16 protein-coding genes and 2 pseudogenes are annotated in these 12,668 nt (G+C 34.9%); 9 read left to right on the forward strand and 9 right to left on the reverse strand.

The window, feature by feature from the left end; genetic code table 11:
* Positions 1–90 precede the first annotated feature (90 nt).
* Positions 91–1,629 carry a glycosyltransferase family 2 protein gene (locus tag BM350_RS01255; protein WP_090913008.1) on the reverse strand — a complete coding sequence of 513 codons (1,539 nt, stop codon included), beginning with the start codon at positions 1,627–1,629 and terminating at the stop codon, positions 91–93.
* A gap of 1,130 nt (positions 1,630–2,759) precedes the next feature.
* Between BM350_RS01255 and BM350_RS01260 the strand changes: the two genes are divergently transcribed.
* The 5 genes from BM350_RS01260 (at position 2,760) to BM350_RS27355 (ending at position 6,535) form a co-directional block, all read left to right on the forward strand.
* A complete protein-coding gene (locus tag BM350_RS01260) occupies positions 2,760–3,293 on the forward strand; it encodes a hypothetical protein (protein ID WP_090913006.1) in 534 nt (177 codons plus the stop codon).
* Positions 3,294–3,570: 277 nt separating this feature from the next.
* Entirely contained in the window at positions 3,571–3,960 is a 390-nt protein-coding gene (locus BM350_RS01265; protein WP_090913004.1) for a helix-turn-helix domain containing protein, read from the forward strand.
* A gap of 507 nt (positions 3,961–4,467) precedes the next feature.
* Positions 4,468–4,767 (forward strand): WGxxGxxG family protein, encoded by a 300-nt coding sequence (locus BM350_RS01270; RefSeq protein ID WP_090913002.1) that lies wholly within the window; start codon positions 4,468–4,470, stop codon positions 4,765–4,767.
* Positions 4,768–5,631: 864 nt separating this feature from the next.
* Complete coding sequence (locus BM350_RS01275) at positions 5,632–5,745, forward strand: YjcZ family sporulation protein (RefSeq protein ID WP_090913000.1); 114 nt, start codon at positions 5,632–5,634, stop codon at positions 5,743–5,745.
* Between the two features lie 487 nt (positions 5,746–6,232).
* The gene (locus tag BM350_RS27355; protein WP_244547952.1) at positions 6,233–6,535 is read left to right on the forward strand and encodes a hypothetical protein; all 303 of its coding nucleotides are present in this window, start codon (positions 6,233–6,235) and stop codon (positions 6,533–6,535) included.
* On the opposite strand, the pseudogene BM350_RS01285 reads toward BM350_RS27355, so the two are convergent.
* From BM350_RS01285 to BM350_RS27965, 3 genes and pseudogenes are all read right to left on the reverse strand, one after another.
* Positions 6,532–6,723: pseudogene (locus BM350_RS01285) on the reverse strand (IS4 family transposase); the annotation flags it as partial. The gene BM350_RS27355 and the pseudogene BM350_RS01285 overlap by 4 nt on opposite strands.
* Positions 6,724–6,832: 109 nt before the next feature.
* Positions 6,833–7,006 carry an asparagine synthase gene (locus tag BM350_RS01290; RefSeq protein ID WP_090912999.1) on the reverse strand — a complete coding sequence of 58 codons (174 nt, stop codon included), beginning with the start codon at positions 7,004–7,006 and terminating at the stop codon, positions 6,833–6,835.
* 155 nt (positions 7,007–7,161) lie between these two features.
* A pseudogene (locus tag BM350_RS27965) lies at positions 7,162–7,591 on the reverse strand (DUF2383 domain-containing protein).
* Between the two features lie 217 nt (positions 7,592–7,808).
* Between BM350_RS27965 and BM350_RS01300 the strand changes: the two are divergent.
* Both BM350_RS01300 and BM350_RS01305 read left to right on the forward strand, forming a co-directional pair.
* Entirely contained in the window at positions 7,809–8,165 is a 357-nt protein-coding gene (locus tag BM350_RS01300; protein ID WP_090912997.1) for a carboxymuconolactone decarboxylase family protein, read from the forward strand.
* A gap of 239 nt (positions 8,166–8,404) precedes the next feature.
* The gene (locus BM350_RS01305; RefSeq protein WP_175483362.1) at positions 8,405–8,635 is read left to right on the forward strand and encodes a hypothetical protein; all 231 of its coding nucleotides are present in this window, start codon (positions 8,405–8,407) and stop codon (positions 8,633–8,635) included.
* Between the two features lie 86 nt (positions 8,636–8,721).
* Here the strand turns inward: BM350_RS01305 and BM350_RS01310 are convergent, their stop codons facing one another.
* The 5 genes from BM350_RS01310 to BM350_RS01330 all read right to left on the reverse strand — a co-directional run bounded on the left by BM350_RS01310 (position 8,722) and on the right by BM350_RS01330 (position 11,649).
* On the reverse strand, positions 8,722–9,471 hold the full coding sequence (locus BM350_RS01310; protein ID WP_090912995.1) for an ABC transporter permease: 750 nt from the start codon (positions 9,469–9,471) through the stop codon (positions 8,722–8,724).
* A complete protein-coding gene (locus BM350_RS01315; RefSeq protein ID WP_090912993.1) occupies positions 9,472–10,233 on the reverse strand; it encodes an ABC transporter ATP-binding protein in 762 nt (253 codons plus the stop codon).
* Positions 10,234–10,404: 171 nt separating this feature from the next.
* On the reverse strand, positions 10,405–10,746 hold the full coding sequence (locus BM350_RS01320) for a DUF1048 domain-containing protein (protein WP_090912991.1): 342 nt from the start codon (positions 10,744–10,746) through the stop codon (positions 10,405–10,407).
* Between the two features lie 71 nt (positions 10,747–10,817).
* Complete coding sequence (locus tag BM350_RS01325) at positions 10,818–11,138, reverse strand: PadR family transcriptional regulator (protein ID WP_018768018.1); 321 nt, start codon at positions 11,136–11,138, stop codon at positions 10,818–10,820.
* Between the two features lie 235 nt (positions 11,139–11,373).
* Positions 11,374–11,649 (reverse strand): NUMOD3 domain-containing DNA-binding protein, encoded by a 276-nt coding sequence (locus BM350_RS01330; RefSeq protein WP_170857634.1) that lies wholly within the window; start codon positions 11,647–11,649, stop codon positions 11,374–11,376.
* Between the two features lie 307 nt (positions 11,650–11,956).
* Between BM350_RS01330 and BM350_RS01335 the strand changes: the two genes are divergently transcribed.
* Both BM350_RS01335 and BM350_RS01340 read left to right on the forward strand, forming a co-directional pair.
* The gene (locus tag BM350_RS01335; RefSeq protein WP_244547925.1) at positions 11,957–12,316 is read left to right on the forward strand and encodes a CdiA family toxin C-terminal domain-containing protein; all 360 of its coding nucleotides are present in this window, start codon (positions 11,957–11,959) and stop codon (positions 12,314–12,316) included.
* A gap of 54 nt (positions 12,317–12,370) precedes the next feature.
* Positions 12,371–12,577: a bacteriocin immunity protein gene (locus tag BM350_RS01340; RefSeq protein WP_090912987.1), complete on the forward strand. Its 207-nt coding sequence runs from the start codon at positions 12,371–12,373 to the stop codon at positions 12,575–12,577.
* The last annotated feature ends 91 nt before the right edge of the window (positions 12,578–12,668 follow it).

Consider the following 12,668-nt stretch of genomic DNA (forward strand, 5'->3'; position numbering starts at 1 on the left):
CTATACATTTTTATATCTATTAACGTATCAAAAGGTGCTGGAACTATTTTATATCTAGGGAAAAATTTTATATGCTTCTTGATACTTCTATTAGAATAAGCCGCGCTTTCCCATCCTTTTAATTAAATATGAGATACCTTCTATGTGATCACCTACTATTCTTGTTGTAGATGGAGGTAATTCTCCTTTATTTTTAGCAAAATGTTTATCTGGCCGAATTTTATTCATTTGATCTACTTCTACACGGTGAACATTTTTAACATTGTATCCGTCTAGAATTGTTTTCATTTGACTATACACGGGTGAAACAAGTGTCTCAAAACCAATTTCATCAATACATTTTTTACTAAATGCATGAGGTATAGCTGTTGTTGAACCAATTCCTAAGTCCTTACGATCACATGCCAAATTAATTGCATACTTGCAAGCTGTAACAATATGAAACGGAAAACGATAAGCCAAATAATGTTCTAAATTATTTAATGCCAAGTCAACACCATGTTGGACCTCATAAATAAATGGTAATAAATCAGTTGCAGGAATAACAAAGTCTCCATCAATAAAAAGCAAAATATCTCCTTTAGCAAAATATGCACCAACAGCGCGACCAGTATCATTCCCAAGTTCTTCTTCATAAACAATAATAGTCGCTCCATAGCTTTTGGCAACCTCTGCTGTTTTATCTGTTGTTCCATTCACTACAATAATAATTTCAAAAGGATCTATCTTTCGAACTTCTTTAATGATAGCTCCTATTACATTTTCTTCATTTTGTACGGGAATAATAATAGATACTTGTTTTCCTCCATAGTTCTGAGATCGTTTTCCCCAACCGCCAATGATTTTAGGCATATACTCTTGCTTTTTTAATTTTAAACCTTCTACAATATCTCGTTTTCTATCTCCATCTGAATAATTAGCTCTTGGATGTTGAACATCCTTAAACCATGCAGCCATTGCTTCAATATGGTTACCTATAATCCGTTTTTCTGAAACAGAAAGAGTTTTAGCAGTATTTAAATGTTGCTGAGTACTAAAACGATTAACTGAAATAACGTCTATTTGCATATTATTAAAAATCCGGAATTTTTGTTGAATAATTCTTAAATGAGCTAAAGTTGGGTTTGCTAAACTATCAGCTCCAATTTTATCAATCACCTCTTTTGTCATTGCATTGGGAACAGACACTAATGAATCGATTCCTAAATCAGAACGATGAAAAAAACGATTAGTAACTTGTCGCCAAATAGTCGTTGAATGAGGTATTTGTCTTTTATAGAATATATAGTTTAAGTTGTTTAATACTACATCTGTTTTTCTCTCCATTAATGGTTTAAGAAATTGTTCTAATGTAGCAGGATCAATTGTAAAGTCGGCATCGACAAATAATAAAATATCACCTTTTGCTTCCTTTGCACCTATTGCACGACCTACATTATGTCCAAGTGGTTCATCATAAATTAATACCCTACAATGATTATCCTTTGCAATTTCAACAGATTTATCATTACATCCATTAGCAACAACAATAATTTCAAAAGGGTTTAGTTGTTGATATGTTTGTAAAACGTCTTGCAATGTTTTTTCTTCATTGTAAACAGGAATAATAATGGATAGTTTTTTACACATAAAAATCCTTTCTTATGAATTTATTTGTATGTTTTTCATCTTATTATATATATGCCTGACCTCGTTTTTTTGTGTAAAAAATTATATTACAACTAAAGTGTATACTTACAACAATCTAATAAAAAAAGTAAGGTATTTGGGATCTTGCTTTTTGTAGAAATTTGATCCATACATATTCCCTGTTCTTCCACATCTAATGCATATTGTTTTAACACTATTCCAAAGGTATGAACTTAGGATGTTAGACAGCTTATGACTGATCAATCTCACTTTTACTCAAAACAGTAAATCTCGTAAAATACATTTATTTTTCGTTTTAAGACGTTTTATCACTTTCTAGACCAATGGCATTCAAATATAAAAATAACGTCAATTTACTGTATTTCTAACAACCATTTTAATGTCGTAATATGTCGATTGATAATCCAAACAGCTTTTTTCATTTCTTGAACTCACATCATGTATAATTTTACAAAATATGCACATGCTACAAACAGGCAACTCCTTGTATTGCAACTTTATTTGCCTATCTGTCCTCCCCCTCGAGGATGAGCAGTTAGCTTTTGCTGACTGCCTTTTTTCGTATAACGTTTCATCATCAACACATACTACGAATAAGCTATATCGTAGCGACAGTCATTCCTGAATCCTCTTTTCAACCAAGCAGTTGGCTTTTGCTAGCTACTCTTTTATTAAGAAAATAAGACCTTTAATCTTTCTTACATATTTTCTAAAGAGAATGCACATGTTATCTATAGGCCGTTCGAACTAGCGGCTTCACTCTTTTTTGCAATGAGGAAACCAACTTATCTAATTGGGAAACCCATTGAACCCACAGGCAGGCAAGGAATCTTTGCCTGCTATTTTTTGTATAGCTTTTTTGATTTGAATCATACTATTCATGAACCAGTTTACCAATACAAGTCATTTGAGCGTTTTGAAAATCTACTTAAGTTATTTTTCTCCTCATAGGACAATCAATTTAGCTTCTCTTATTTGCATTTAAATCTACATTTTTCATTTTCCTATTCTCTATATTTAAAATTTATTTTTTTGTATTAAATACAAAAGTTTGTAACATTATAAAGATGTTCCTCACTAATATGTGAGCACAAAAGGAGGATTTTAAAATGGACAAACGAACAGAGAAAAAAGTTGAAGCCGTGGCACGTAAAGCTGCTGATTTGGAAGTTTCACAAGAATTAACTAGCCTTAAAAATCAAATTCAACAGTTACAACATTCTTTATCTCAAGCTTCTCAAGGGCAACAACAAGGACAGCAACCACAGCAAGGGTTACAACAGGCTAATCAACTAATGCAACAACTTCAGCAGTTTAGCCAACAATCTCAACAACAAATGCAACAAGCTGATCAACAATTACAGCAAACTATTCAACAAGCTATTCAAACACTAAATCAAGGATTACAGTATCTACAGGCTAATCAAACACTAAGCCAAGTAAATCAAGCTATTTCTCAGGCTCAATCACAAATAGGTGGTCAACCTGGACAGCAAATGGGCGGCCAACAAGGGCAACAAATGGGTAACCAACAAGGACAACAAATGGGTAACCAACAAGGACAACAAATGGGTAACCAACAAGGGCAACAAATGGGTAACCAACAAGGGCAACAAATGAGCAATCAACAACAATTTCATTAAAACTTCTTCTAGCAACACAAGAAATAGTAAGTTTTCTCTAACTTATATAAAAACGAGAAAATTCCAATTTCTTTTTGTTAACTACTATTAACATTAGACAAAATTATGCAAATTATTACAAGAGCACTTATTGAACTGTACCCCGAATCGTGGACACTTAAAAAAAGTCCATGATTCGGGGTTTTTGTATATTTTGATAAGCATTCCTCGTTATAATGGAGACAATGATAGAAGTGAGGTACAGAAAATGAGTAAAATTATTTTTAACGAAAGCTAAATGAAACAACTAGAGAAGAATGAAAATGTATTAAAAGTATCAGAACGTTCGATTAGCTATTGTCCAGATTTTAAGATAAAAGCTGTGAAAGAAAATCAAAAAGGAAAAGGTCCAAATCAAATCTTTTTAGAGAATGGATTCGACTTGGACATCATCGGTGAGAAAAAACCTAATCAATGTTTAAAACGTTGGAGAAAGACATATGAACAATTTGGTGAAGAAGGTTTTTATACAGAGCGTCGTGGAAAAGGAAGTACAGGGTGTCCTTCTACAAGATTATTATCATCTGATGAGAAGCTAAAGAAAGCCGAAGCCCGTATTCATCCTTTTTTACATAATAAAAAGAGCAATCCATCTAGTGGATGCTCTCAATGTGTTAAGAAGTGTTGATATTGAATAGAAAAGGTGATTACATTGTCTCTTCCCTATACTTCAATATATGCTCGCCCTTCTCAAAATGTGAAAAAGCAACTATACACAGTTGCCCTTTCATTAAATCTTTATACTATTACTATAAATAAGGTATGTGAAATTTTATCCTTCTCTCAATCACTTAATGTTGATATATTCCGCTGCACGTCAATCGATACGACATCAAGTGATAGCAAAAATTTTCCCAACCATGTTCCGGATTAAAGAAAATAGGTTCCTATAACTCATAAGGAACACTTTATCCAAATACAGTAATTATCTCTCATAGAATATACTGTTACAAAAAATTTATTCTTATAAATAACACATATATTTCAATTAACATACTCCATTATTACCAGTATTTTTAATAATAGAAATTAAAGATATTTATCCTAATTTCAACTCAAATGGATTTATATATTTTTAAAAGAATATTATCTAAAGGAACTGGAGACATTACTAAATATGAAAGGAGGGAAAACTATGAAGAAAAAATTCTCATCTATTTTAAGTGCTCTATTACTAACTATTATGGTTTTTGGTACAAGTGTTCATGCTGAATACGATGGTAATAATAGGGATAGAGTTAACAATAATGATATTACAACTCGAGTTAATGACAATAACATGAATAGAGTTAATAATGATACTAGAACTCGAAATGTGAATACAACAAATGATTTAAATAATGATCGTGATAATGATAATAATTGGGCATGGCTTGGTTTATTAGGATTATTAGGTTTATTCGGTCTTAGAAGAAAAGAAAAAGAAACACGTTAATGTAGAACATTGTATTTAACTTTAAAAGATACTTATTTATCAAAAGAATGAAAAATAGATAGACCATGAATCGCCTTTAATAAGGCGATTTTTTAATTTTTCAAATCCAATAATAATTCACATAAAAACGGATACTATTTGGAAACAATAAATTCCCTAACTTGATAATAATAGAGCGGTACGTCCATTTGACAAACTAAGCTTCTTTTTTATACCGTTGCTTCACTTGCCCATATCTTATATTTTGTGTAACTGCCCTAAACGCCACACCCATTTATACCAGTGAATTTATAAGCATTTCTTTTTTGCGTTACACAGTACGAAAATTATGAGTAACTGTATAAATAAAAAAAGAAATACCTATAAAAAAGGACAACCATGCATCAGTTGACCTTTCGTTAAAACATCCATACTACTATCATAATAATTATATAACCTAACAACGCATCAGCGTTGCTCTTTAAAATAGACGATGTAATTAATCAGTGTAACCTATAAATTTGATTAAGAGAGGAGAAAGCGAGATGTCGAAACGTGTCGTTTAAAAGTCCCAATAGCCTTTTTTATTTTTTAAACTTTCCTTATGCATAACTTTTCAAAATCTGCACATATTACAAACAGGCCACTCATAGCTGTACTCCATTTGTAGTTTTACTTTCCTCCCCCTCGAGGACGAGCAGTTAGCTTTTGCTGGCTGCTCTTTTCAATACATCTTCTTCAAATTATAGTTGGAACTGCTAAATTAATTTTCTTTACATATATGCACTCTTTAGATCCACGTCACATAATGTAATGTAAATCCGCTGGAATACCTATAACGACAGCCCACATAGTTTTTTTCCTCACTAAAAGGAGGAATAGATCATGGGTTTTGCTGGTTGTGGTGGCTTCGGCGGCGGATTCGCCTTACTGATTGTGTTATTTATCTTATTAATCATAATCGGTTGTAGTTGTTTTGGAGGTGGATTTGGCTGCTAAGGCTAAGAGAAGGCACTCAATTCGAGTGTCTTCATTTATTTGTCCAGTACTTTCCCCTCACTTCACTACAAAATATTTTCTCCTACATCTTTTAACTTCATTTTAGTGTTATATTGTTTATTGGAATGAATAGTAGGTATTTTAAATTTTTGAAGTTTACGGCCATCAGTAATTGTAAAATTTTCAATATCTTAATCTGTTTTTAAACGACTTTATTGTAAATTAAATGACTTTATTATCTCTGTACAGCTCCTATTGTAATTCCTACTTTTTTAACATAGTATCCTCCTTGACATTTTATATTCTGAATACATTTTTCCCAAGGAAGATTTTCTTTTTTTGTTAATTTTAGTATTTTTTAGTAAATTAAAAACTATTTATTCCCTAAAAAAGTAGAAATATTTACATCATACTAAACTCGAATTAAAGAAAGCTGCGAAAACATTCCATGAAGTGAATGAGAAGGCTTACGAGGATTTTAATCAGCTTGATAAGATATGGGAAGCCTTTCAGTGAGGAGGCGCGAGAGCAGCAGAAGACACCATTTTTGATCCACTTAAAAAAGTGTGGAAACAAAACATCGGATTTTTTTGGAAACCTAGTCGATGACCCAAAAGGCGCACTCGAAGACGCAAAATACGGACTTATAGACTTTGTGGAGAGTTCTATTGATGACACGAAAGAGGAATTTAAAGATATATACGAATTTATTGGCGATCTGTGGAACGAGGAAATCCAAAAGATGTATGTTATGCGCTTTTCTAGTTCTTCATCACTTACTCTTACCTGAGTTAAAGAAGTTGTAGCGACATTTTGGCTCATCCATACACATAAAGCGACTAAATCTTTTGCTTGGTACTTACTAGTTCGTTGCACAAACCCAACATCTCTAGCAAGATCTTGTAAGATATTTGGGGATAAGAAGCTTTGAATTTCTTGAGCAAATAGTTGCAATTCATCAGATACAGAAATAGACATACAAAAACGCCATCCTTTCCTATGTATCCCATAAAATAAACAAAATTAAAAATTAATAAACACTTTCGATATTAAAAAGGCAAGCATCAAAAGGTGCTTGCCCTATCTTCTAACGACGATGTTCTATAAGATCAATTACCCCTAAAACAACATGAGCTAAACCAAATCCAAATACTGTATTTGCAATCATCTTATTAGACCCACGAGTTTGCTTAAGAGCATAACCCGCAGCTGTAACTGCTGTACCTAGTGTAGTTGGAATTAATCCTTCACGAATATTCATAGTAACGTCCTCCTAGTATCGCAGTTAGTAATTATGTTTTAATACTTTGAAATTAAAGTACTAAGACAAGTATTAGTATTTTCCCGCTTTGTGGAAAGTATGTGGAGCTATTTTAAATACCTCTACTTAATTATGATGCAGCGTAACTAAAAATGTTAATGCGTAAGTTGCTTTAATACATTTACATGTTCCCTATGTTTATCTAAAATATCATGTATTAACTTATGACTTTCTGGATCCAAATTACCTTGTACAATTTCTTCTGATATTTTAATTCCGTAATAATCTTCGCCCTTTAACGCGTTATTTACAATTCCTTCTGTTGTATTTGGTACTGTAGATTGACTTATCAAACCTTGAACAGAGCCAACGATCCCTTCCTTTATTAACCGGTACTCCTCCAAGATTTTGTATTCTTTCTGCTACTTTTAAAGCATGTTGTTTGTGATCTTGTTGTATTCTTTGAAATTCCTATTTTATTTCTGGATCCTTTAAATTTTCTATATAATGCTCATAACCGTGAATACCCATGTACTGACCTTTTAAAAAGGCATTTAATGTATTCACTACACCTTGTTTTTCCATATAATCACTTCCTTTTTACGTTATCCTTTGACAGAAGTAGAGAGAGTATCCCCCCCTTTTGTACAATATCCTAAGCTAATTTCTTGTTATATCATGCTTTTAAATCCTCTCTCACCTTTCACTCCTCCTGATATAAATATTATTTGGGTTTAATCAATTCGGATTAGGTTCATACTAACTTTTGTTTAAATATATGAGAAATGGAGATGGATTAAATATGGAATTTGAAGGTAGAAACTCTACAGAATCTGCACTTCATCATTATAAGTATGGTTTGGGTTTATTTACTGAGAAGATGCCTAAGCTAGCTGAACAATTTAATTCTTTTACAGAGGAATGCTTTAAAGAAGGCAGCTTATCCAAAAAGCAAAAACAGCTAATTGCTTTAGGGATTAGCCTTTATTCTCAGGATGAATATTGTATCATTTATCACATTAAAGGATGTCTAGATCAAGGAGCTTCAGAACAGGAGATCTTTGAGGCAGTGGGAGTGACAGCTGCATTTGGTGGTGGTGCTACTATGAGTCAGGCAGTTACTCTTGTACAAGAATGTATGCAAGAGTTAAAGCAGTAATAAGAATATCATCATGGATTGAGAAATATATTTCTCGAGTTTATGTGTTACTATTCTTACACAATAAATAAAAACAAAAAACTTGAGCGTGTGCTAATTATACTCAAGTTTTTTGTTTTTATCCTTAATTGGGTGTTTTTATATTCAAAATTAAAATTATGGAATATTACAATTTTTAATATAACAGTATAGTAGAAAAGTTACTAATGATGTTAAAAAATAGGGAAAGGAAAGTTATTATGCAAATTATTAACGTTAGAGAACATCTAGAATATAAAGAAAAAGCAATTAAATATATTCAGGGCAAATGGGCAAATGAAAATAGTATGAAAGTATATGAGGACTGTATTACACATAGTATAACAACGGACAATCCACTTCCCATTTGGTATTTAATGGAGGATTCGGGTGAAATTATTGGTTGTGCAGGTCTTATTAGCAATGATTTTATTAGCCGTATGGATTTATGACCTTGGATATGTGCCCTTTATAAAGAGGTCATGAAGTTTCTTTTTGTATATCCCATAAGCATAACGGAACCGAACCGATAGTGTACTTACCCTAACTGGCGCTTAAATGCTTTACTGGCGAAGAAGTAAGCGATGGCCATGATGCCGACGCACCAAGCAAGCGCGATCCAGATATCGTTGCCAACAGACCCTTCATACAAGAGGGCACGAATCGCATTCACGATTGAAGTCACGGGCTGGTTCTCAGCGAACGCACGGACAATTTTAGGCATGGTTTCGGTGGGGACAAAGGCCGAACTGATAAACGGCAGGAAAATCAGCGGGTACGAGTAGGCTGTCGCCCCTTCCATAGATCCCGCTGTCAATCCGGGAATGATAGCCAGCCATGTCAGCGCCAGTGTAAACAGCCCGAGTATCCCAGCTACCGCGAGCCAATCCAGGATATCAGCGCTGGAACGGAAGCCCATCAAGAGCGCAACAAGGATAACCACCACGATAGTAAGCGCATTGGAAACAAGCGAGGTCAATACGTGAGCCCACAATACCGACGAGCGCTTGATGGGCATGGTAATGAAACGCGCCATTAGCCCGCTCTTTACATCCGTAAACAGCCGCACAGAAGTGTAAGCGACGCCGGATGCGATAGCCATCAGTAAGATTCCCGGCAATAAATAATTTACATAGTTGTCCGTACCTGTCTCTATGGCGCCGCCAAATACGTAGACAAACAGCAGCAGCATCATAATCGGCGTAATCGCCACCGTGATAATCGTATCCGGGCTACGCATGATGTTGCGCATTAAACGCCCTAGTAATACCCCTGTTTTACTTTTCATTTACATCTCCTCCTTTTTGCCGATAATCGCGAGGAAAATTTCCTCCAATGTCGGTTGCTTCTCGATGTACTCCACTTTCGCTGGCGGGAACATCTCTTTGAGTTCGGTAAGGGTACCGGTCGTGATGATTTTTCCGCCATGTAGGATGGCGATACGGTCCGCCAGTTGTTCGGCTTCCTCCAGGTACTGGGTTGTCAGCAAGATGGTTGTGCCACCGCCGGCAAGTTCCTTGACGGTATCCCAGACTTCAATCCGCGCTTCGGGGTCAAGCCCTGTCGTTGGTTCGTCGAGAAAAATAACTGCTGGCGTCCCGATCAGGCTCATGGCGATGTCAAGCCGGCGCTTCATCCCGCCGGAATATTTGTCTGCCCGGCGGTTGGCCGCATCGGTCAGGCTGAATCTTGCAAGCAGATTGTCGACGATTTGCGTGGGATTGGAAACTCCACGCAACTTGGCGATCATCATCAGGTTTTCCCGTCCGGTGAGCATGCCATCTAAAGCTGCGAACTGCCCTGTCAGACTGATGCTCTGGCGAACATGATCCGGTTGACGCTGGACGTCAAAGCCGCAAATACCTACTTCGCCGCCATCGGGCTTCATCAGCGTCGAGAGGATGTTGACCGTCGTTGTCTTGCCCGCTCCATTTGAGCCCAGCAGTGCGAAAATTTCACCACGCCGCACCTCAAAATCCACCCCCTTTAAGACTTCCTTGTCTTTAAAGGATTTTTTTAATCCTTTTACAGAAATCGCTGCATTGCTCATACTTTTTTCCTCCTTATAAAAAGCACCTTGCGGAGCTAGATTGCCTATACCCTTCTATTTAGTCTGACTGATAATCTGTATAACTTAGTACCAGGTTAAAAATATAACTGAATAGCGAAGGTTGCAATTCACATTTGTAACCAGCTAATCAGTCGGTATTATCTATTGAATTTATTTTTTTCCCAATCGCTTCATAATACTCTGATTCAAATCTTCACGATACTTGGCGACATAGGTTTTAGCGTTTGCCACTAGTTCGTCGGCAAAGGACGCTACGTCGTCTCCAGTAATTTCCAGCACTTGTCTCCCTTCCGCCGCACCGGTTTCGAACAACTCGATTAATTCATACTGTATGTGTAGCATATCCATCCCGTTGCCCGCTGAGAAATTCCACATGTAGTTTTGAATTTTCTTAAATACAAACTGGTAGTCCTCTGGCAGGGCTTCAACCCGTGCCATCATCATCTTGTATTCTTTTTTATCACCAATTATTTTTTTGAACATTTCCATCATGTTATTTTTCCTCCTTTTTTATAAAGCTGAGCAAGACACTCCAAAAATATCGGACGGAATATCTTATGAAGCTAGATTGACTTTAAGACGTTGATTTTTGATGATACAAAATCCCATTTTTTCCAAAACAATTCAAGCTCCTGGCGGCCAGCCTCATTAAGTGAGTAAAACTTACGGGGCGGTCCCATATCTGACGGTTTCTTTTCCATGTTCACAAGTTTTTTCTTTTCTAATCGCACAAGGATGGTATAGACCGTCCCTTCCACGACTTCGGTAAACCCAAGCTCGTTCAGGCGGCGGGTAATCTCGTAGCCATAGGTTTCATGACGGCTAATAATTTCCAGCACGCAGCCTTCCAGCGAACCCTTCAACATTTCAGTTAAATTTTCCATGTTCAGATCCTCCTCTACCTCCTCTATTTTGTCTGACTTATATTCAGTATAACAGAGTACTGAGGGAATTTTTTACTGAATAGCTTTTTGGAAAACACGCTATTCAGTATTGCTTATTACAAGTACATCGTAACACCGAGTAGTAGGGAGTGTCAACTGGATTTTCTAAATATTTTTAAAATCAGCTATCCCCATTGGATACAGCTGATTTTCTTTATGGAGCTTTTACTTCCTCCTATGCTTCTTTCACAATGATTACACCGCTGATCATTCCCATCCAGCAGCTGTACATATAACTCTTCAATTCTTCTACATCATTAAACTTTATTTTTTCATTATTGTTATCGTCTAGTATTACATACTGTCTATTTTTAGAATACTTACCTTTATTAGATAATGAAATTTTTTCTCTCGTTTCTTTACTATGAACTCTAGTCATTTTGAATGAATATTTTTTATTTGGATCATAATTATTTCTAAATTCCCAAACAATACGATCTCCATTATTCATTATTCCTCCGAAATCTCTCTTTCCATTACAACATTCAGATATATGCGGCTGGTTTATTCCCATTTTTTTAGAAGCTTCTCTTGCACTATTAAAAATTTCTCCTGTATTTATGCAAATTACTTTTTTAGGTAATTTTAATTTTTTTATTTTTTTAAAACATATTCTTTACCATCTTCATAATAAGCAAACTGATAATACTTTTCGTCATTTCCTCTAGCACTATTATTTTTCCCTAAATACACTTGGTGTATATTATGATAATTTATATTTAGTGATTCACTATACACAGTCTTTTGATGATTTGAATTTGAAAAATGATGCAAAGTTCGATACAGAAGGTGCAACAAAAAACATTATTTTTGAATCTGGATATGACACACATTTAATCGAGGTACAAGGTGTTGTAAGAAAGAAAAATAAAGGAATAGTTGGATGTCATAATCTAAAAAACTTTGAGCAAGTATTTATAGATTATGGTTGGGATATAGAACAATGCACAATTTCGAAAATAGAACATCCTTCTATTAAAGGAATTTATGAGATAAAATATGGTTTACCTGCACTAGACAGAGAAAAAAATATTATACCTGGAGAACTTAAGAATGTCAGAACACCAAAAACAGTCTATGATCCTAATATAATCTCAGACAAACAGATATTAGAATGATGAAAAACAGGTGAAGAAATACTTAGAACAGATTAAAGATAGGTTTATAATAAAATGACGAAAGAGGAACTTATTGAACTTGTAACAAAGATTTGTAATCCTAAATTACCCGAAGAAGAACTTAATGAATATGTAAACCAATTTAACGATAGCGGTGTGCCCCACCCGGCTCCAAGTGATATAATTTTTTGGGATTTTAGAGACTTAATGCCAGAAGAGATAGTAGAGATTGCGTTGAACTACAAAGAAGAAGAAAAATAAAATATTAAGGGGAGAGCTACTCTTGAAAAAGGAATGGCTTTTTGTCCTTTTTTATTTTAACTTAACAAAAAACTGAATATTCTATTTTTTA

Origin of the sequence: Bacillus sp. 103mf, from assembly GCF_900116295.1 — a bacterium.
GTDB lineage: Bacteria > Bacillota > Bacilli > Bacillales > Bacillaceae_G > Bacillus_A > Bacillus_A bruguierae.

What these genes read in the sequence shown, in the direction of transcription:
- BM350_RS01310 (WP_090912995.1), bottom strand. Translation starts at nt 9,471, where the DNA reads ATGAAAAGTAAAACAGGGGTATTACTAGGGCGTTTAATGCGCAACATC.
- BM350_RS01315 (WP_090912993.1), bottom strand. Translation starts at nt 10,233, where the DNA reads ATGAGCAATGCAGCGATTTCTGTAAAAGGATTAAAAAAATCCTTTAAA.
- BM350_RS01260 (WP_090913006.1), top strand. Translation starts at nt 2,760, where the DNA reads ATGGACAAACGAACAGAGAAAAAAGTTGAAGCCGTGGCACGTAAAGCT.
- BM350_RS01340 (WP_090912987.1), top strand. Translation starts at nt 12,371, where the DNA reads ATGACGAAAGAGGAACTTATTGAACTTGTAACAAAGATTTGTAATCCT.
- BM350_RS01270 (WP_090913002.1), top strand. Translation starts at nt 4,468, where the DNA reads ATGAAGAAAAAATTCTCATCTATTTTAAGTGCTCTATTACTAACTATT.
- BM350_RS01290 (WP_090912999.1), bottom strand. Translation starts at nt 7,006, where the DNA reads ATGAATATTCGTGAAGGATTAATTCCAACTACACTAGGTACAGCAGTT.
- BM350_RS01320 (WP_090912991.1), bottom strand. Translation starts at nt 10,746, where the DNA reads ATGATGGAAATGTTCAAAAAAATAATTGGTGATAAAAAAGAATACAAG.
- BM350_RS01325 (WP_018768018.1), bottom strand. Translation starts at nt 11,138, where the DNA reads ATGGAAAATTTAACTGAAATGTTGAAGGGTTCGCTGGAAGGCTGCGTG.
- BM350_RS01300 (WP_090912997.1), top strand. Translation starts at nt 7,809, where the DNA reads ATGGAATTTGAAGGTAGAAACTCTACAGAATCTGCACTTCATCATTAT.
- BM350_RS01265 (WP_090913004.1), top strand. Translation starts at nt 3,571, where the DNA reads ATGAAACAACTAGAGAAGAATGAAAATGTATTAAAAGTATCAGAACGT.
- BM350_RS01255 (WP_090913008.1), bottom strand. Translation starts at nt 1,629, where the DNA reads ATGTGTAAAAAACTATCCATTATTATTCCTGTTTACAATGAAGAAAAA.
- BM350_RS01275 (WP_090913000.1), top strand. Translation starts at nt 5,632, where the DNA reads ATGGGTTTTGCTGGTTGTGGTGGCTTCGGCGGCGGATTCGCCTTACTG.
- BM350_RS01305 (WP_175483362.1), top strand. Translation starts at nt 8,405, where the DNA reads ATGCAAATTATTAACGTTAGAGAACATCTAGAATATAAAGAAAAAGCA.
- BM350_RS01330 (WP_170857634.1), bottom strand. Translation starts at nt 11,649, where the DNA reads ATGAATAATGGAGATCGTATTGTTTGGGAATTTAGAAATAATTATGAT.